A 17,884-nucleotide genomic window follows, 5' to 3' on the forward strand; every position below is an offset into this window, starting at 1 on the left:
AGTGGTAATGTTCAGCCATGGACACAGAGAACCCACCCTCGGTCGGCGCCATGCTGGCGGCAGCCGTGCCGATGGTGCGCACCCTGAACCTGGAGTTCGGCGAGATCGACGCCGAGCGCGCCGTGATGTCCCTGCCCGACCAGAGCGCCTTCCACAACCACCTGGGCGGCCCGCACGCGGGCGCCATGTTCACTCTGGCCGAGTCGGCGAGCGGCGCGGTCGTGATGGCAGCCTTCGGGGGCCAGCTCTCCCGCGCGGTACCGCTGGCCGTACGGGCGGAGATCGACTACGGGAAGCTCGCCATGGGCCGGGTGACGGCGACCGCGGAGCTCGGCCGCCCCGCAGCGGACGTCGTGGCCGAACTCGACACGGGCGGCCGACCGGAATTCCCCGTGCGCGTGACACTACGACGGGACGATGGAGACACAACGGGTGAGATGTCAATAATCTGGACATTGCGCCCGCATTCATAACGCCTGGTCGGAGCCCCTTTTCACCCCGGAGTCACCCCGGGGTGTAAGGCAGCTCACATTGCACGCCCCGGGTCGTGGGTTACTCTCCCCGAGATGTCCCCTTCTGTCGCGCAGCCCGCGAGGTTCTCCTCCCGCCTCGTCCAGCGGCTGCTCTCCCCCTGGTCCCGCCTGGGCCTGCTCCTCGTCCTGCTCGGCGCGGCCGCAGCAGCCGTGCTGATCTTCGAGCCGCAGCGCCTCCTCACCGACGGCTGGCCGACCGAGCTGTCGGGCGGGCTGTCGATCCTGCTGTTCGCCGGGGCGTACGGCGCGTGCACGACGGCCTTCGTTCCGCGCCCCATCCTGAATCTCGCCGCCGGCGCGATGTTCGGCGCCCAGATGGGTGTCGGGGCAGCGGTCGCCGGTACCGTGCTCGGCGCCGGCGTCTCGTTCGGCCTCGGACGCCTGCTGGGCCAGGACGCTCTCCGGCCTCTGCTCCGCGCCAAGCTGCTCACCGCCGCCGACCGGCAGATGAGCCGCCACGGCTTCCGCACCATGCTGGTCATGCGACTGCTGCCGGGAATCCCCTTCGCGGGCTCCAATTTCGCCGCCTCGGTCTCCCGGATGACCTGGCCCGCGTTCCTGGTGGGCTCGGGTCTGGGCGCACTGCCGAACACGGCCGCCTACGTGGTCGCCGGAAGCCAGGCCGATTCGCCGTCGTCCCCCGCGTTCAAGGTGGCGTTCGCCTTCATCGCGCTCTCCGTCGTCGTGGGGATCGCGGTGGCTGTCCGCAAGCGCATCAGGGCCCGTGCCGAAAAGGCGGCCGCAAGGGCTCAGGAGCACCTCGCCGAAGCGGCCGCCGAAGCACTCCCGGAACCGGTCGCCGCAATGTCCGCCTCGCGGGCAGGCTGAGGAGTCCGGAACACCGTCCACCGTGCAGCCGGTCCCTCCCGGGACCAGCTGCACGCTGTCGTACGGACGCCACGGCGTCGCACGGTTCCGCCCGGCGGGTCCCACGCTGCCGACCACCACCCGGGGACGGGCGCACAACTCCGCTGCCTTAGAGTGACGCACGTCCGAATCCGGGTCGGCGACGGCCACGCGCACACTTCTGGGACGCACAAGAATCCATGTCTTGGTTCGAATCACTCATCCTCGGGCTCGTCCAGGGGTTGACGGAGTTCCTGCCCATCTCCTCCAGCGCCCACCTGCGCCTGACAGCGGCCCTCGCCGGCTGGCAGGACCCCGGCGCCGCCTTCACCGCGGTCACCCAGATCGGCACGGAGACCGCCGTGCTGATCTACTTCCGCAAGGACATCCTCCGCATCCTGACCGCCTGGTTCTCCTCGCTCACCGACAAGGGGATGCGGCGTGACCACGACGCACAGCTCGGCTGGCTGGTGATCGTGGGCTCGATCCCCATCGGCATCCTGGGACTGACGCTGAAGGACCAGATCGAGGGCCCGTTCCGCGACGTACGCCTCACCGCCACCACCCTGATCGTGGTGGGCATCGTCCTCGGCATCGCCGACCGGGTCTCGGCGCGACGGGAACGCAACGGCCGGCACCGGGCGGTCAAGGAGCACAAGACGCTGCGGGACCTGAGCGTCCGGGACGGCCTGGTGTACGGGCTCGCCCAGGCGTGCGCCCTGGTTCCCGGAGTCTCCCGTTCCGGCGCCACCATCAGCGCGGGCCTGTTCATGAACTACTCGCGCGAGGCGGCCGCACGCTACTCGTTCCTGCTGGCGATCCCCGCGGTCCTCGCCTCCGGCGCGCTGGAACTCACCGAGATCGGCAAGGGTCACGTGTCGTGGGGTCCGACGATCTTCGCAACGGTGCTGGCGTTCGTGGTCGCCTACGCAGTCATCGCCTGGTTCATGCAGTACATCTCCACCCGGAGCTTCCTGCCGTTCGTGATCTACCGCATCGTCCTCGGCGTGCTGATCTTCGCGCTGATCGCCGGCGGAGTGCTCTCCCCCACGGAGGCCGGGGACGTCGGATCGGTCCCGGGCTCCCACTGACCCCTCCTCCCGGGGTTCAGTGGCCCTCGGTGAGGCCGTCGCCGGCGGCACCCCGGCTGAGGACCGCCTCCCGCACCCGCCGCCGGACATCGGGAAGGCGCTCCTCGTCGGCCGGGACGACGCGGAACGGCGGACCGGTGTCCGAGTGGGAGACCAGGAATTCGGCCCGGGTCACCCTCCAGGAACCCGAGGGGCTGCGCGGCGGGGAGAAGGTGAAGCGTGCGGTGGAGCCCTCGTTGCCCCGGTACATCGACGGAATGAAGCTGGCTACCTGGTCGCCGAGACCGTAGACGACCCAGGTTCCGTTGACCTTCTCGTACGGCTGCGGCACATGATTGTGCGTCCCGATGATCAGGTCGATGTCCCGCCTGCCCCCGCTCCGCGACCGGGTGAGGCGCTCGGCGATTTCCACCTGCTGCGCGTCGGGCTCCTCCTGCCATTCGGTGCCCCAGTGCACACTGACCACCACCACTTCGGCGCCCGCCTTCCGCGCACGCCGCGCGTCGGCAATCACCTTCCGGGGTTCCAGCAGGTCCACGGCCCACGGCTTCCCCGCGGGCAACGGGATCCCGTTCGTCCCGTAGGTGTACGACAGGTGCGCCACATTCGTTCCTGCCGCCCTCAGCAGGTTCGGCCTGTCCCGTTCCGCGGCCGAGCGTGCCGTGCCGGCATGGGCGAGGCCCGCCCGATCCATGGCCCGGAGCGTACGCGCCACGCCTTCCTGACCTGCGTCGAGAGCATGGTTGGAGGCGGTTGAGCAGCTGTCGTATCCGGTCGACCGCAGTCCCTGTGCCAGCTGCGGCGGTGAGCGGAAGAGCGGGTAGCCGGTGAACGGACCTCCCGGCTCCCCGGCCGGTGTCTCCAGATGGCAGATGGCCAGGTCCGCCCCACTCACGACGGGCGCGACGCCGCCGAGCATGGGTGCGAAGTCGTAGCCGTCGCCCTGGGCGTCCCGACGGGCCTGACGCATGATCGAGGGGTAGGGGATGACGTCGCCCGTGGCGACGAGCGTGAATGCCTCGCCGCTCCCGCGCCCGTCCCGGTCCACTGCACGACTGCGGCCGTCGCCGGATCCGCTCGACGCGCTGGTTCCCGGACCGCAGGCCGCCAGCAGCACGCACAGAGCTGCGCCTCCCGCCCAGGGTATGGACCGTCCGATGCCTCGCATGCCCGTCCTCCGTTCCGCGGTGGCGGGGTCCGGTCGCCGGGCCGCCGCACCTCGCAGCCTGGGACGGCGGTGGCGCACGCGACAGCCGGGAAGTCCGTCGGAGGGATGCTTGTCAGGAGGACGGCCCAAACGCTGCTCCGTTCGCGCCTCCCCTGGAAGGGGGAGAACGCAGGAGGGCCGTACGCCCGCCGGGGTACGCAAGAACGCCTCCGGCAGATGACGCGCCCGACGCCGGACGGGTCCATTGTGGAGACATGGACGTGACACCCCGCTCGCGCACGGGCCGGCCGTGAGCGCGCTGCTCGCCTCGATCCTGCTGGCGCTGCTGTCGGCCGTGGCCTACGCGGCGGCGGCCGTCGTGCAGGAACGGGTCGCTTCGACGACCGCCCCGAGCAGGTACGCGCTGCTCCGCAACACCCGGTGGTGGGTGTCGGTGGTGCTCAACGGGACGGGTGCCCTGCTCCATGTAGCAGCTCTGGGCCTGGGGCCCCTGACCGTGGTGCAGCCGCTGGGGGTGCTGACGATCGTGATCGCCGCCCCGCTGGCGGCTCTCGCCGCGAAACGGCGGGTGAGCGGCATGGCGTGGCGCGGCATCGTTCTGGTGTCGGTAGGCCTGGCGGCGGTGCTGCTGTTCTCCGGTGCCCACGCCTCCCGGCCGCTCCAGCCCGGTGCCCAGTACCTGCTGGCGGCCGTTTCCGCTGCTCTGGTGCTGCTTGCCGCGGTGACCGGGCACACCCTGGGGCGGAGGGGGCGGACAGGACTGCGGAGCGTCGCACTCGCCGGTGGCGCAGGCATCGCGTTCGGAACGGCCTCCGTGTGCGTGAAGGCGGTCGCCGAGGGCTGGGCGTTGGCCTCGATCACCCGGGTGGTGCCCGTACTCTTCCTGATCGCGCTCTTCGCGGGGGCAGGGCTCGTCTCCTCCCAGGCTGCCTACCGGGGCGCGGGGCTCGCCGCGCCGTTGGCGACCGCCACGGTGGTGAACCCGGTGCTGGCAGGAGTGGTGGGCATTCTGGTGCTCGACGAGGGATTCCGACACGGTGCGCCGGGTGCTCTGGCAGCCCTGGTGGGCGCGGTCGCAGCAGGATGGGGGTTGTTCGTACTCACGGCGGAGAGCACTGCCCGGCACCGGTGGGCTTCCGGGAGGACGCGTTCCGTGGTGATCCCCGCCCCGTCCCGTCGCCCAGGGAACGCACCGGTCACGGTGCCGGTACCCGAAGCGGAGTTCGCACGCCCGGAGACGCCCCGGTCCGGACCGCCCACCGGGACGCCGGTGGTCCGCAGAAGACGCAACGGGCGCACCTCGCCCGTACGGTGAGCCGCGCCGGGACGGCTCGGCCTGTCAGGCGGCCTGTTCCGCGATGCAGGACCTCCTCGGTGGCCCCGGACAGCCGCTTCATCACGCAGAGTGCGGTGAACCGGTACCTGCCAGGTGCAGGACGAGGTGGTGGAGCAGTCGGTCCCGCACGCGGGCCCGGACCGCGATGGGGTCGGCGGTTCCGGGAAGTGCGGCCGGCACGCGGTGGGTGTATCCCAGCGCCGAAGGACGCCGGCGGTACGGATCACCAGATGGGACTCGACGCCGGGCTGCGCCGTCAGCACGGACAGATGGGCCTTGCGGGCGACGGCGCCCAGGCCGATGATGCCGATCTTCCTGTGTGCCTCCCTCCGCCGGGTCACGGGGAGGCCGCCGGACGCGTGCCCCGGGAAGGCACCCCGACGCCTGTGTTTTCCCTCTTCCGGGGACTGTTGTTCGCCCAGCCGGGCGGGCACCGTGGCGACGGTGCGACGTGTGACGGAATCAGTGGTGTGGGTGGGTGTGACGATGTCGGCCGTGACGGGGTGCGTGACGGTCCACGGTGAGGCGGAAGCGCCGCCCTCCGCTGCGGCGGTGGGGCGGTCGCACGACCGGGGTCCGGCCGGAGCGGAGGAGGCTGCCGGCGGGGCATCACCGCCCGGGCGCCCTCCGCCGCGCGAGGTGCCGTCGCGGCCGGAACCCTCGGGGCAGGCCTCTCCGCCGATCGCGCGTCAGGGCCCCGCCGGGACGGCGACGGGTCCCCGGCACGCCCCGGCGGACCAGGATCCGGGGAGCGGTGTCAGCGGGGCGGTGCGCGACGCGGCGCCCGGGCCGCGCTCGGCCATTCCCCGGGTGCAGGACCGGGCGGATGTCTGCGCGCTGGTGCAGCACTACGGCCGTTGGCCGGAGGGAAGCGTGCCCGCGCAGGCCTGCGCGGGCAGCTGGAGCGGCTGAGGGTGGAACCGGTCAGGCGGCGAGGTCGGCGATGCGCCAGTCGATCGGGTCGTGTCCCTGCTCGGCCAGTGCCTCGTCGATGCGGCTGAAGGGGCGCGACCCCAGGAACTTCCTGGCCGACAGCGGCGAGGGGTGTGCGCCCTCCACGACGGTGTGCCGGTCGGTGTCGATCAGGCGGAACTTCTTCCGGGCGTAGGCACCCCACAGGACGAAGACGGCGGGCCGCTCGCGGCGGGAGACGGCGCGGATGACGGCATCGGTGAACTGCTCCCAGCCGCGGTTCTTGTGGGAGTTCGGTTCGGCCTCGCGCACGGTGAGCACCGAGTTCAGCAGCAGCACTCCTTGGCGTGCCCAGGGAGTGAGGCAGCCGTTGTCCGGCACCGGGTACCCGAGGTCGGCGTGCAGCTCCTTGTAGATGTTGCGCAGGGAGGGCGGCGTCCTGACGCCCGGCCGGACCGAGAAGCACAGCCCGTGTCCCTGGCCGGCCCCGTGGTACGGGTCCTGTCCGAGGACGAGGACCTTGACCTTCTCGAAGCCGGTGGCCTCGAGAGCGGCGAAGACCTCCTCGCGAGGCGGGTACACCGGTCCGGCCGCGCGCTCCTTCTCGACGAACTCGGTAAGTTCGTCGAAGTAGGGCTTCGTCAACTCGTCGCCGAGCACGTCCTGCCAGTCGCCGGGCAGCTTGCCTCTCACGTGTTCAACCTCCGTGGTGTGCGGGCGCGTCGTCTTTTCGCACGCTCCGCCGAAGGTACAGTCACCCGCCGACAGTCAGTCGGGCGCCGCAGGTTCCGGCCTACCAGCTGGCCTTCCGGTTCAGTTCCCACATGCGCATGATGGTGGAGGGGTCGATGCTCCATTCGACACCGGCGATGTCCTTGTGGGCGGCGACGTAGACCTTGCCCTGCCACAGCGGAAGCAGTCGCGCGTCCTGGGCGAGGATGGTCTGGGCGTCGGCGAAGATGCCGCTGGCGATCCCCCGATCGCCTTCCTTGCGGGACTCGGGAAGCAGCTTCCCGGTGATCTTCGGAGTGTCGTAGGGGATGTTGAACACGTTGGACTTGCCGACGAACGAGGAAACGTAGGTGTCGGCGTCGGGGAAGTCGGGGAACCAGCCGCGGCCGAAGACCGGGTACTCTTCGTACGCCTTCTGGTACTCGTTCCAGGGCCGTCCCTTGACGGTGATGTCGAAGAGGCCCGAGCCGTTCAGCTGGCGGGCGATCTCCTCGAACTCCTTCTTCATCGTGGAGCCGTAGCGGTCGGTGGTGTACCAGAGGGTGAGCGGCACCTTCTGTGTGATGCCCGCTTCGCGCAGGGTCTGTTCCGCCTTCTCCCGGCTCGGCTCTCCGTAGGCCTCGAAGAACGCGTTGGTGTGGCCCGCGATGCCGGCCGGCACCATGGAGTACAGGGGTTCGGCGGTGCGGTCGTACACGTTGCGTGTCAGGGCCTTGCGGTCGATCAACTCGGCGACGGCCTTGCGCACCGCCTCGTTCCCGGCCCACTCGAACTTCGGGTTGAAGACCAGGTAGCGGATCTCCTTGCCGGCAATCTCGGTGAGTTCGACGTTGTCGTTGCCGTCGGCACTCGACTCCTGGAATCCGCGGATCTGTTTGGGAGTCAGTCCGCGGAAGGTGACGTCGACGGCGCCGTCCTTGAAGGCCTGCACCATGCCGGAGGAGTCGCCGGGGAAGTAACGGATGGTCACCGTTTCGTTCTGGACCTCGGCCGTGCCCTTGTAGGAGGGGTTCCTCGCGAGGACGGCGCGCTTGTTGGCCTTGTAGCCGGCCAGCTCGTAAGGGCCCGAACCGGAAATATTGTTGCCCTCGAGCAGGGCGTCGCCGGGGTAGACGGCGGGATTCACGAGGGACGCGGCGGGGGTCGCGAGCACGTACGGGAAGGTCGCGTCCGACTTCTTGAGGTGGAAGACGACCGTGCGGTGGTCGGGTGTCTCCACCCGGTCGAGGCTCCCCAGCAGGTCGGCGGGTCCGCTGTCGGCGTCGATGTCGAGGACGCGCTGCAGGGAGAACCGCACCGCCTCGGCGTTCACCGGGTCACCGTTGGAGAACTTCAGTCCCTTCCGCAGCGTGCAGCGGTAGACCTTGCTCTCGGAGTCGGTGAAACGGCAGCTCTTCGCCGCTTCCGGGTCGGGCTTGCCCGAGGAGTTCGTGAAGGTGGTGAGCGTCTGGTAGACGTTCCGGAACAGCTCCCAGGACTGGTCCCAGGCGCCTGCGGGGTCCAGGACGCTGGGGGCGCTGGTGGTACCGACCGCGATGGACTGCTCCTCGTCACTGTCACCGCCGGGCAGCAGACTGCACCCCGCGAGCAGGGCGGCCACCGCAGCGGTGGTGGTGATCTTCAGAGGTCCGTTCCGGTCGAACACGTGCGCGCTCCTCAGTCGGCGGGGCCACTGCTGTGTGTTGCTGGAGGGTTGTCGCCCGTCGGCCGGTTCAAGCGCTTCGATCGCGTCCCGTCGCGCCGGGGACGCCCTACGCGGACCCGCTGGCCGGAGGCGAGTGAGACCCTACCGCAGCCTCTGGCCGCTGAGCAGGGACAGATCGTTTCTTTGTGACGCCCTTTTTGCACGCGTCACAGATCCGGGGCCACTCCGTTGCGGAGGGGCACCGGATCTGTGACCTGCGGTGCGGGGGCGTCAACGATGGGTCATCACACGCCCGCGTTGAGGAAGAGCCCCCCGTCGACGACGAGGGTCTGCCCGGTGATCCACGCCGCGTCCGAGGAAGTGAGGAACGCGGCCGCACCGCCGATGTCCTCCGGCACTCCGAGGCGCTGCATGGGGTAGCGGGCCGCGGCCTCCTCCTCACGTCCCTCGTACAGCGCAGCGGCGAACTTCGTCCTCACCACCGCCGGCGCCAGGGCGTTGACGCGAACCGCGGGCGCGAACTCGTGCGCGAGCTGCTGGGTGAGGTTGATCATCGCCGCCTTGCTGATCCCGTACGCTCCGACGAAGGGCGAGGCCGAGAGTCCCGCGATGGAGGCGACATTGACGATCGAGCCGCCGTTGTCGCGCTGCCAGGCCGCCCAGGTGCGCTGGGCGAAACCGAGCGCGGAGACCACGTTGGTCTCGAAGACCTTGCGGACGACGTTCAGGTCCAGCTCCGCGATGGGGCCGAAGACCGGATTGGTGCCGGCGTTGTTGACCAGGTGATCGATTCGGCCGTGCGCTGCCATGACAGCGTCGACGGCAGTCGCCTGGTGCTCGGCGTCGTGAGCCTTCCCGGCGACGTACATGGCGCGGTCCGCGCCGAGTTCCTCGACCGCGGCCCGGAGGGAGTCCTCGTCCCGGCCGGTGATGCACACCTTGTCACCGCGTGCCACCAGAGCGCGTGCGACGGCGTGGCCGATGCCGCGACTGCCTCCGGTGACCAGGGAGACGTGGCCGGAGTCGCGCTGTGCGGACTGTGTCATCGGAGATCTTCCTTCCGTCAGTCGAGGGGGCCGCCGGCCACGTACATCACCTGTCCGGAGACGAACCCGGCATCGTCGCCGGTGAAGAAGGCGATCGCCCCGGCGACGTCCTCGGGGCGCCCCACCCGCTGCACGGGAATCTGGGAGGCGGCCGCCGCCTGGAAGTCCTCGAAGTCCATACCGACCCGCTCCGCGGTGGCCGCGGTCATGTCGGTCACGATGAAGCCGGGGGCCACGGCGTTGGCGGTCACGCCGAACTTGCCGAGCTCCTTGGCGAGGGTCTTGGTGAACCCCTGGAGTCCGGCCTTGGCGGCCGAGTAGTTGACCTGACCGCGGTTGCCGAGCGCGGAGGAGGACGAGAGGTTCACGATCCGGCCGAAGCCGGCGTCGACCATGTGCTTCTGGCAGGCGCGCGACATCACGAAGGCACCCCGCAGGTGCACGTTCATGACGGTGTCCCAGTCGGCGTCGGTCATCTTGAACAGCAGGTTGTCCCGGAGCACTCCTGCATTGTTGACCAGGACCGTCGGCGCGCCGAGCTCCTCGGTCACTCGCGCGACCGCTGCCTCGGCACGTTCGGTGTCCGCAACGTCGCAGGACACGGCGATCGCGCGGCCTCCCTCGGCGGTGATGGTCTCCACGGTGTCCTTGCAGGCGGACTCGTCCAGGTCGACGACGGCGACGGCGCGGCCCTGGCGCGCCAGGCGTACCGCGGTGGCGGCACCGATTCCCCGGGCCGCGCCCGTCACGATCGCCACGCGCTGCTCGCTGGTGGACATCTGGTTCTCCTCGCCGTGTGAAGGGCTGGCGGATGCAGCCGTCGTGGGTGAGCAACCGCTTAGTACATGCGGTGGTCGAGACGCTAGAAGTAGCGGCACCGCGTGTCAACGATGTGCCTCGACCGCGCCTTTCGCCCGAGCCCCGACGGAACGACCCACGGGGCGGACACGGCGGATCACGGCACGGAGTGAACACGGAGCCGCCGACACCCGTAGGCCTTCAGGACAGCTCGTGTCGAGATCAGGAGAGCCATCATGAGCATCGCTTCCCCCGCCCGCCGCACTGTCCTCACCGCCGCCGGAGCCACGCCCGCCGCACTGGCCCTGGCAGCCTGCGGCGGGTCGCCCGAAGACGGTGGAGCGCCCGCCGAGAAGGAGCAGCAGGACACCGGGCCCGAGGGCACGCAGCGGCCGGAGGAGGGTACCGGGGACGTCCTGGTCGAGACGTCCGACGTGCCCGAGGGCGGGGGCACGATCCTCCAGGAGGAGAAGGTCGTGGTGACCCAGCCCTCGGCGGGTGATTTCAAGGCATTCTCGGCAGTCTGCCAGCACCAGGGGTGTCTGGTCTCGTCGGTTGCCGACGGCACCATCAACTGCGCCTGTCACGGCAGCAAGTACGCGATCGCCGACGGCAGTGTCACCCAGGGCCCCGCGAGCCGGGCGCTGCCGGGCGTGGACGTCTCCGTGACGGACGGGGCCATCCGCCGGAAGTGAGCCCCCGGGGCGCCTTCGGCGTATCCGCCGGCAGGGCTTCCGTGCCTCAGTCGTAGCGGCGGGCCTCGTCCGGGCGGAGCGCCTCGGCCACCGCGCGCGCAACCCGGGGGATCTCACGGTGTGCGAGCGGGGAGACGGTGAGGCGGATCGCCGGCTCGGAGGAGACCCGGAAACGGGCTCCCGGTGCGGCGGCCCATCCTGCCTGGAGCAGACGTGCCACCGCACCGGTCTCGTCCGGCACCGGCACCCAGACGTTCATGCCCGTCCCGCCCCGCCCCTCGACGCCGTGTTCTGCCAGAGCGGTCAGCAGCGCTTCCCTGCGCTCCCGGTAGGACCGGGCCGCGGTCGTGCGCAGCGCGCCCTCCTCGGCCCACAGGTGTGCGACGGCGTCCTGCAGCAGGTGGCTGACCCATCCCGGGCCGAGACGCTGGCGACCCTGCACACGATCCAGCGTGAGCGCGTCGCCCGTCAGGACGGCGAGACGCAGGTCCGGGCCGTACGCCTTGGCGGTGGACCGCACCAGGATCCATCGCGCCACGGTTCCGGAGAGCGGATGGAGCGGCTGCTCGACGATGCCGTGACCGTGGTCGTCCTCGAGGAGCAGCGTGTCCGGGTGTGCTGAGAGCACGGAACGCAGCGCGGCGGCTCTCGCGGCCGACACGGCGGCACCGGTGGGGTTCTGGGCCCGGGCGGTGAGGATCAGGGCGCGGGCTCCCGCGGCGAGGGCGGCGTCGACCGCGCCCGGTAGCGGCCCCTCGTCGTCGAGTGCCACCGGGGCGACCCGGAGTCCCATGGCGGGTACGAGGTCGAGCAGGCTCCCCCAGCCGGGATCCTCGACCGCGACGGTGTCTCCCGGCCTCAGGTGTGCCGCGAGTACGCGTTCGACGGCGTCGAGCGATCCCGAGGTGACGGCTACGGGCCCGTCCGGCACGCCGTCCCCCGTCAGTCGGTGACGTGCTTCGCGGGCGAGTTCGGCGGATACCGCGGGAGCGCCGTAGAGAGTCGGTGCGGCGGCTGCCCGGCGGGCCGCCCCGGCCAGTGCACCGGCGAGCGGGGGAAGAAGTGCAGGGTCGGGGTTGCCCGTGGAGAGGTCGCGTGCGTGCTCGGGGACGCGCACCCGAAGCTCCTCCCGCGGTGTGGTCGCGGGACGCCTCCGGATGCGGCTGCCGCGCCGCCCGGCCGTTTCGATGACGCCGCGGTCCCGCAGCGACCGGTATGCGGCGGCGACGGTGTTGGGGTTGACCCCCAGCCGCACCGCCAACTCCCTCAGCGGTGGCAGTGCGTCCCCGGGTTCCAGAGCGCCCGAACCCAGTCCCCGCTCGACGCTGGCCGCGATCTCGGCTGCACCGCGCCCTTCGATCCGATAATCTTCTAGCACAAACAATATTATGCACTAGTTCAAACGAAAGGCAAGGGTGATCGCCGTGCCCACCGGCCCCGTCCCCGCTCCGCGCTACCCCGTCACCGAACGCACGACCGCCACCCGCGCCCGGGAGCGGGTGGCCTACGACCGCGACCGCGTGCACGGAATCCTCGACGCGGGGTACCTCTGCCACCTCGGTTTCGTCCGGGACCACGCACCCGTCGTCCTGCCGACGCTGTACGCGCGGGTGGGCGAACGCCTCTACGTGCACGGCTCGACGGGGTCCCGTCCGCTGCGGTCGGCGGGCGACGGGAGCGCCGGACACCCCACACTCCCGGTCTGCCTGACGGTCACCCACGTCGACGGCCTGGTACTGGCGCGGGCGGCCTTCCATCACTCCGTCAACTACCGCTCGGTCGTCGTGCACGGAAATGCCCGGCAGGTCACGGACCCGGTGGAGCACAGCGCCGCACTCGACGCACTGGTGGAGAACCTGCTGCCCGGGCGCGCGGCCGACTGCCGCCCTGCGGACACCCGCGAGACGGCCGCCACCGCGGTGCTGGCCGTGGACCTGGAGGAGGTGTCGGCGAAAGTACGGACGGGCGACCCCGTCGACGACGATCGGGACACGGAACTTCCGTACTGGGCCGGGGTGGTTCCGGTGCACAGCAGCTACGGGGAGCCCGCGCCGGCGGCCGATCTCGCGGACGGCGTTCCGGTTCCGGACTACCTCCGGCGGCTCTGAGCCCTGGCCCCGCACCGGAGCACCGCCCTCGACGGCCCGCAGGACCGAACGGGCGCCGCGCCACTCACGAGAAGGGTGAGCGGGAAGCGACACCGGATCGGGCTCCGCTCCGACCGGCCCCCGCGGCCACCGGTTCCGGGGACGCCCCCACCGGTGTGGAGCGTTGCGCGATCAGCGCCCCGGTCAGCACCAGCACACCACCCGCCACCTGAGGGAGGGAAAGGTGTTCGCCGAGCAGCACCCAGGCGAGCACCGTGGCGACGACGGCCTCCAGACAGGCCACGACACCGGCCACCTGGGGCGAGAGGAGCCGTACGGACACGACACCGGTGATGTACGCGACAACAGTGGCGGCAAGGACGATCCAGGCCAGGAGCAGCAGCCCGGGCACGGGTGTGCCGTCCATCTCGGCCCGGCGCACCAGCACGCCCCATTCCATGGCCCAGGGGCGGGCCACGACGGTGAGGACGAGGGCACCGACGAGGAGGCCGTAGGCGATGACTCCGTACGGGTCCGGCTGGGGCCTGCCGCGCCGGTCGGCAGCACCGTGGTCCGACAGGACGAAGTACCCCACCTGGCAGCACGCCGCCCCCAGCGCCAGCAGCAGACCGACCGGGTCGAGCACCATCCCCGTCCAGATCTCGACGACGCAGCCGAGTCCCACGATCGCGAGGACGACGCCGACGGCGGCCGAGCGCGTCACGGGCCTGCGTTGCACGAAGCGCACCCATCCGAGGACGAGCGCGGGGGCGAGGTACTCGATGAGCAGTGCGACACCGACCGGAATGCGGGAGAGCGCCGCGAAGTAGCAGGCCTGCACGCCGGCGACGGCGAGCAGGCCGAACCCCACCAGCAGTGCCGGCCGGCTGCGGAGCAGCCCACGGTGCCGCCAGGCGAGCGGGAGCATCACGACGGCGGCACCGGCCACCCGCAGCCAGGTGACGTGCAGCGGGTCGAGGCCCGCCTGGATCAGGGGTTTGGCTGCCGGGCCGGACCCGCCGAAGGCGAAGGCCGAGAGCAGCGCGACGGTCAGTCCGGTGCTCCGGGTCCGGGACGCGGCGGGGGCATGGGTGGCGGCTTGGCGCATGGGCACATCATGCCGCGCATGGTCAGCAGCGTCACCTCTTTTCGCCCCTGTCACTGAGGTCGGGGACGCTCCATCCCTCTCTACGCTGTCGGGCATGAGAATCCGCATCGTCGACGCCTTCACCGACCGCCCCTACCGCGGCAACCCGGCAGCCGTCGTGGTACTGGACACCCCCGGCTTCCCCGACCGGGAGCACCTCCGGCGGATCGCCGCGGAGATGAACCTGTCCGAGACGGCGTTCACCCACCCGACCGGGGCCGGCACCGGTGCGGAGTGGGCGCTCCGCTGGTTCACCCCCGCCTGCGAGGTCGACCTGTGCGGGCATGCGACGCTCGCCACGGCCCATGTGCTGGTGACGACGGGACGCACCGCGGGGACCATACGCTTCCGCACCCGCAGCGGGGTGCTCACCGCCCGGACGCGCGGGGACGAGGGGATCACCCTGGACTTCCCCACGGCACCCCTGGCACGGGTCCCGGTTCCCGGAGGGCTTGCTCGGGCACTGGGCTGCGAGGTCACGGCCGCCTACGACACCGGGCCGCACGTGGGTGATCTGCTGGTGGAGACCGGCGACGAGGACACCGTGCGGGGGCTCGCCCCGGACCTCACTCTGCTCGGCGCGCTTCCCCACCGCGGAGTCATCGTGACCGCGCCCGCGCGGGCCGGGCAGGCCCACGACTTCGTTTCGCGCTTCTTCGGCCCCGCGGTCGGCGTGCCCGAGGACCCGGTGACGGGCAGCGCCCACACGGCCCTGGCACCACTGTGGTCGCCCCGGCTGGGCCGCGACGAGCTCCTCGGTCTGCAGGTCTCGCCGCGTTCGGGCTCGGTGCGCACCATGCTGTGCGGCGACCGCACGCTCCTGACCGGTTCCGCGGTGACCGTGCTCGACGGGACCCTCCTCACCGGCCCATGAACACCGCGCCGCACGGCCGCGGTCAGCCGGTGGGGAGCCAGCCGACTCTGCCGGCCAGCAGGGCGTAGCCCACGAAGGCGACGATGTCGATCAGGGCATGGGCGGCCAGCAGCGGCCCGACGCGCTGCCACCGCCGGTACAGGAGGACGAAGACCACGCCCATCGCCATGTTCCCGAGGAAGCCGCCGAAGCCCTGGTAGAGGTGGTACGTGCCACGCAGCAGTGCGCTGGCGGCGAGGGCGCCCCAGGGGGACCATCCCGTCTGGTCCAGGCGGCGCAACAGGTAGCCGACCACGATGACTTCCTCGACCGCGGCGTTCTGCACGGCGGCGGCGACGAGTACCGGGATGCGCCACCACACGTCCGGCAGGCTCTCGGGCACCACGGTGAGGTTGGCGTCTGCCGCTCGGGCGCCCAGGTAGAGGAGCAGGCCCGTGCCGCCGATTCCGGCTGCCACGGCGGCGCCTCGGGCGAGGTCCGCGACGGGGTGTTTCCGGTCGCATCCGAGGGCACGCAATCCGCCCGCGCCCTCGCGCCCCAGCAGGTGGGCGACGAGGGCGACGGGCACGAGGGCGGTCGCGATGCCGTACAGCTGCCAGGCGAGGTCCAGCCACGGCCGGTCGGGGGCGGCGGAGGTGTTCAGGCGGGCGGCCTGGTCCGCCAGACCTCCCGGAGCGGCCAGTGACCCTGCGAAACTGATCAGCGCGGCCAGGGCGCTGGCCCCGAGCGACAGTGCCAGGACGAGCAGCGTTTCACGGCGCAGCAGTGCGGTCGGGAGACCGCCGTCCCCGGAGGCCGACGCATCCGGGGATCCGCTCGTCCGTGCACGCACCACACGCCTCCCGTTCCCACTGGTAACCCGCACGCCGGGGCGGCGCCGGACCCTCAGCTTGCCGCACACGCCGAGGGCACCGCGCGTGGGGGGCGGGTGACGGGGTTACGGGCCGGGTGGGGACGACGGGGTCACGGGCCGGGTGGGGACGACGGGGTTACGGGCCGGGTGGGGACGACGGGGTCACGGGCCGGGTGGCCAGGAGTGGACGGGGGCATCCGTCGCGGCCAGGTCGCAGTAGCGCCGGGTCACGGCCGCGAGCGCCTTCTCCCGGTCCAGTCCGGACTCCGTCGCGCGGTGGTATGCGGCCGTTTGCCAGGCCGCGCCGTTCACACGGTGCCGGCACCGCTCCTCGATCACCGACAGGCAGCGGTCCCGGTCGGCCGTCTCGACGCCCCAGGCGTCCAGACCCTTTGCCGCGAGAGGCAGGAGCTCCTCCTGCATGAGCCGGACCGCGGGCAGCGCGACCGTCCCGCCGGACCGGCCGGGCCGGGGCCAGTGGACCTCCGCCTCGATGCCGTCCCGGCAGGCGGCTTCGAAGTTCGCCCGGGCCGCCTGGAACGGCATCCGGGTCCAGACCGGGCGGGATTCGTCGGCCAGTGCACGCACGAGACCGTAGTAGAGCGCTGCGTTGGCGAGGACATCGGTGACGGTGGGTCCTGCCGGCAGCACCCGGTTCTCCACTCTCAGGTGCGGGACGCCGTCCGCCACTCCGTACACCGGGCGGTTCCACCGGTAGATGGTGCCGTTGTGCAGGACCAGTTCGGTCAACTCCGGCACTCCACCGGTCTCCAGGAGGCGGAGAGGGTCCTCCTCCCCGCACATCGGCAGCAGCGAGGGAAAGTACCTCACGTTCTCCCGGAAGAGGTCGCGCGGGGAACCGATCCAGCGTTCCCCGAACCAGGTCCGGGGACGTACGCCCTGCGCGGCAATCTCCGGCGGGCGGGTGTCGGTGGCCTGGAGGAACAGCGGAGGCCGGGCCTCGCGCCACACCTCGCGTCCGAAGACGAAGGGGGAGTTCGCGCCCAGGGCGATCTGGGGGCCCGCGATCGCCTGTGAGGCGTTCCAGACGTCGGCGAACCGTTCCGGGGTGACCTGAAGGTGGAGTTGGACGGAGGTGCAGGCCGCCTCCGGGGCGATGGAGTCGGAGGTGTAGGAAAGGCGCTCCGGTCCCTCGATGTCGAGAACGACATCCTCTCCTCTGGCTGCCATGATCTGGTCGTTCAGCAGGGTGTAACGGTCCGCGACGGAGAGGTTCGCGGACACCAGATCCTCGCTCGTGAGCGTGGGAAGAATGCCGATCATCACGATGCGCGACGACAGTTCGCGAGCCTGCCGGTCTGCATATGCCAGTGCGGTGCGGAGTTCTTCGGCGAGTTGGTCGAAGACGCGGCCCGCCATGCGATGGGGCGCAATGTTCGCCTCGAGGTTGAACTGCCCGAGTTCCGTCTGGAAATCGCGACTCCCGATACGTTCGAGCACTTCGGCGTTCATCATACGCGGCATGCCGTCGGCATCTGCCAGGTTGAGTTCGATCTCCAGGCCCATGAGATTCCGGGGGCGGTCGAAACGCCCCTCGGCGAGCATCCGCTCCAGGGCCTCCAGGTTCTGGACCAGCTTCCGGCGGTAGCGCAGCCGGTCGGACAGTGTGAACCTGTCGGCCGCGACCTTCTCTCCCATCCCGGAAGTCCTCTCGGTCGGGTGCCCGTGCTGCGGGAGGGCACGTGTGTCACGGAATGATGCCCAGCCCGGTGATCCATCACGCCTCCCGCGACCGGCGGGTAACCGCTACCGTCAACGGTCGGGGAACCAGCGGCACATTCCTCCGGCATGCCGCCCCGTCCGCCGCATCCGCCATCTCGGAAAAGGGCCACAGGAGAACCGGCCGTCCATCGTCTCCGTGGAATGACGGACGGAGCCTCCGAGTAGTCGCGCATACCGGAACAACACACCCTCGTAAAACGACTCGATTTCACCTTACGGAAACACTGTGCGCCTGCTAGGCGAAACACGAGGGAAACACCTGTCGTATACGATTTTCCAGCGGGGCAGGCAGTTCCGGCCACCCGGACGTGCGTGCACGCCGACTCTCCGGTACCGACCGGTGTCGGCCGCCGGTACCGCCCCCCGCTCCCCGTGCCT

The 17,884-nt window shown here is 70.9% G+C and carries 16 protein-coding genes; 7 read left to right on the forward strand and 9 right to left on the reverse strand.

Annotated features, from left to right (window positions below):
• Positions 1-17: 17 nt before the first annotated feature.
• From ACL06G_RS18675 to ACL06G_RS18685, 3 genes are all read left to right on the forward strand, one after another.
• Positions 18-473 (forward strand): DUF4442 domain-containing protein, encoded by a 456-nt coding sequence (locus ACL06G_RS18675; protein WP_412836365.1) that lies wholly within the window; start codon positions 18-20, stop codon positions 471-473.
• A 93-nt stretch (positions 474-566) separates the two neighbouring features.
• Positions 567-1,361, forward strand: coding sequence for a TVP38/TMEM64 family protein (locus ACL06G_RS18680; RefSeq protein WP_412787479.1), 795 nt, complete (start codon positions 567-569; stop codon positions 1,359-1,361).
• Positions 1,362-1,579: 218 nt separating this feature from the next.
• Entirely contained in the window at positions 1,580-2,470 is an 891-nt protein-coding gene (locus ACL06G_RS18685; protein ID WP_412787478.1) for an undecaprenyl-diphosphate phosphatase, read from the forward strand.
• A gap of 16 nt (positions 2,471-2,486) precedes the next feature.
• Here ACL06G_RS18685 and ACL06G_RS18690 read toward each other — a convergent pair whose 3' ends face one another.
• Complete coding sequence (locus ACL06G_RS18690) at positions 2,487-3,638, reverse strand: CapA family protein (RefSeq protein ID WP_412787477.1); 1,152 nt, start codon at positions 3,636-3,638, stop codon at positions 2,487-2,489.
• A 289-nt stretch (positions 3,639-3,927) separates the two neighbouring features.
• On the opposite strand from ACL06G_RS18690, the gene ACL06G_RS18695 reads away from it, so the two are divergent.
• A complete protein-coding gene (locus tag ACL06G_RS18695; protein WP_412836366.1) occupies positions 3,928-4,953 on the forward strand; it encodes a DMT family transporter in 1,026 nt (341 codons plus the stop codon).
• 945 nt (positions 4,954-5,898) lie between these two features.
• Here the strand turns inward: ACL06G_RS18695 and ung are convergent.
• From ung to fabG, 4 genes are all read right to left on the reverse strand, one after another.
• The gene (gene ung, locus ACL06G_RS18700) at positions 5,899-6,579 is read right to left on the reverse strand and encodes a uracil-DNA glycosylase (protein WP_412787474.1); all 681 of its coding nucleotides are present in this window, start codon (positions 6,577-6,579) and stop codon (positions 5,899-5,901) included.
• 100 nt (positions 6,580-6,679) lie between these two features.
• Positions 6,680-8,263 carry an ABC transporter substrate-binding protein gene (locus ACL06G_RS18705; protein ID WP_412836367.1) on the reverse strand — a complete coding sequence of 528 codons (1,584 nt, stop codon included), beginning with the start codon at positions 8,261-8,263 and terminating at the stop codon, positions 6,680-6,682.
• Positions 8,264-8,547: 284 nt separating this feature from the next.
• Entirely contained in the window at positions 8,548-9,309 is a 762-nt protein-coding gene (locus ACL06G_RS18710) for an SDR family oxidoreductase (protein ID WP_412787472.1), read from the reverse strand.
• Between the two features lie 17 nt (positions 9,310-9,326).
• Positions 9,327-10,088, reverse strand: coding sequence for a 3-oxoacyl-ACP reductase FabG (fabG, locus tag ACL06G_RS18715; RefSeq protein WP_412787471.1), 762 nt, complete (start codon positions 10,086-10,088; stop codon positions 9,327-9,329).
• A gap of 255 nt (positions 10,089-10,343) precedes the next feature.
• Here fabG and ACL06G_RS18720 point away from each other — a divergent pair, with 255 nt between their 5' ends.
• Positions 10,344-10,802, forward strand: coding sequence for a Rieske (2Fe-2S) protein (locus ACL06G_RS18720; protein ID WP_412836368.1), 459 nt, complete (start codon positions 10,344-10,346; stop codon positions 10,800-10,802).
• A 46-nt stretch (positions 10,803-10,848) separates the two neighbouring features.
• Here ACL06G_RS18720 and ACL06G_RS18725 read toward each other — a convergent pair whose 3' ends face one another.
• Positions 10,849-12,180, reverse strand: coding sequence for an aminotransferase class I/II-fold pyridoxal phosphate-dependent enzyme (locus ACL06G_RS18725; protein ID WP_412787469.1), 1,332 nt, complete (start codon positions 12,178-12,180; stop codon positions 10,849-10,851).
• A gap of 46 nt (positions 12,181-12,226) precedes the next feature.
• On the opposite strand from ACL06G_RS18725, the gene ACL06G_RS18730 reads away from it, so the two are divergent.
• Entirely contained in the window at positions 12,227-12,910 is a 684-nt protein-coding gene (locus ACL06G_RS18730) for a pyridoxamine 5'-phosphate oxidase family protein (RefSeq protein WP_412787468.1), read from the forward strand.
• Positions 12,911-12,974: 64 nt separating this feature from the next.
• On the opposite strand, the gene ACL06G_RS18735 is transcribed toward ACL06G_RS18730, so the two are convergent.
• Positions 12,975-13,997 carry an EamA family transporter gene (locus ACL06G_RS18735; protein ID WP_412787467.1) on the reverse strand — a complete coding sequence of 341 codons (1,023 nt, stop codon included), beginning with the start codon at positions 13,995-13,997 and terminating at the stop codon, positions 12,975-12,977.
• Positions 13,998-14,091: 94 nt separating this feature from the next.
• On the opposite strand from ACL06G_RS18735, the gene ACL06G_RS18740 reads away from it, so the two are divergent.
• The gene (locus tag ACL06G_RS18740) at positions 14,092-14,910 is read left to right on the forward strand and encodes a PhzF family phenazine biosynthesis protein (RefSeq protein WP_412787466.1); all 819 of its coding nucleotides are present in this window, start codon (positions 14,092-14,094) and stop codon (positions 14,908-14,910) included.
• Between the two features lie 22 nt (positions 14,911-14,932).
• Here ACL06G_RS18740 and ACL06G_RS18745 read toward each other — a convergent pair whose 3' ends face one another.
• Positions 14,933-15,676: a CPBP family intramembrane glutamic endopeptidase gene (locus ACL06G_RS18745; protein ID WP_412836373.1), complete on the reverse strand. Its 744-nt coding sequence runs from the start codon at positions 15,674-15,676 to the stop codon at positions 14,933-14,935.
• Between the two features lie 249 nt (positions 15,677-15,925).
• Positions 15,926-17,422, reverse strand: coding sequence for a glutamate-cysteine ligase family protein (locus tag ACL06G_RS18750; protein WP_412787465.1), 1,497 nt, complete (start codon positions 17,420-17,422; stop codon positions 15,926-15,928).
• Between the last annotated feature and the right edge of the window lie 462 nt (positions 17,423-17,884).

It is taken from the genome of Streptomyces callyspongiae (assembly GCF_047200695.1).
GTDB lineage: Bacteria > Actinomycetota > Actinomycetes > Streptomycetales > Streptomycetaceae > Streptomyces.

Coding starts and splice junctions, on each gene's coding strand:
- ACL06G_RS18735 (WP_412787467.1), bottom strand. CDS start 13,997: ATGCGCCAAGCCGCCACCCATGCCCCCGCCGCGTCCCGGACCCGGAGC.
- ACL06G_RS18710 (WP_412787472.1), bottom strand. CDS start 9,309: ATGACACAGTCCGCACAGCGCGACTCCGGCCACGTCTCCCTGGTCACC.
- ACL06G_RS18680 (WP_412787479.1), top strand. CDS start 567: ATGTCCCCTTCTGTCGCGCAGCCCGCGAGGTTCTCCTCCCGCCTCGTC.
- ACL06G_RS18685 (WP_412787478.1), top strand. CDS start 1,580: ATGTCTTGGTTCGAATCACTCATCCTCGGGCTCGTCCAGGGGTTGACG.
- ACL06G_RS18675 (WP_412836365.1), top strand. CDS start 18: ATGGACACAGAGAACCCACCCTCGGTCGGCGCCATGCTGGCGGCAGCC.
- ACL06G_RS18740 (WP_412787466.1), top strand. CDS start 14,092: ATGAGAATCCGCATCGTCGACGCCTTCACCGACCGCCCCTACCGCGGC.
- ACL06G_RS18720 (WP_412836368.1), top strand. CDS start 10,344: ATGAGCATCGCTTCCCCCGCCCGCCGCACTGTCCTCACCGCCGCCGGA.
- ACL06G_RS18750 (WP_412787465.1), bottom strand. CDS start 17,422: ATGGGAGAGAAGGTCGCGGCCGACAGGTTCACACTGTCCGACCGGCTG.
- fabG (WP_412787471.1), bottom strand. CDS start 10,088: ATGTCCACCAGCGAGCAGCGCGTGGCGATCGTGACGGGCGCGGCCCGG.
- ACL06G_RS18690 (WP_412787477.1), bottom strand. CDS start 3,638: ATGCGAGGCATCGGACGGTCCATACCCTGGGCGGGAGGCGCAGCTCTG.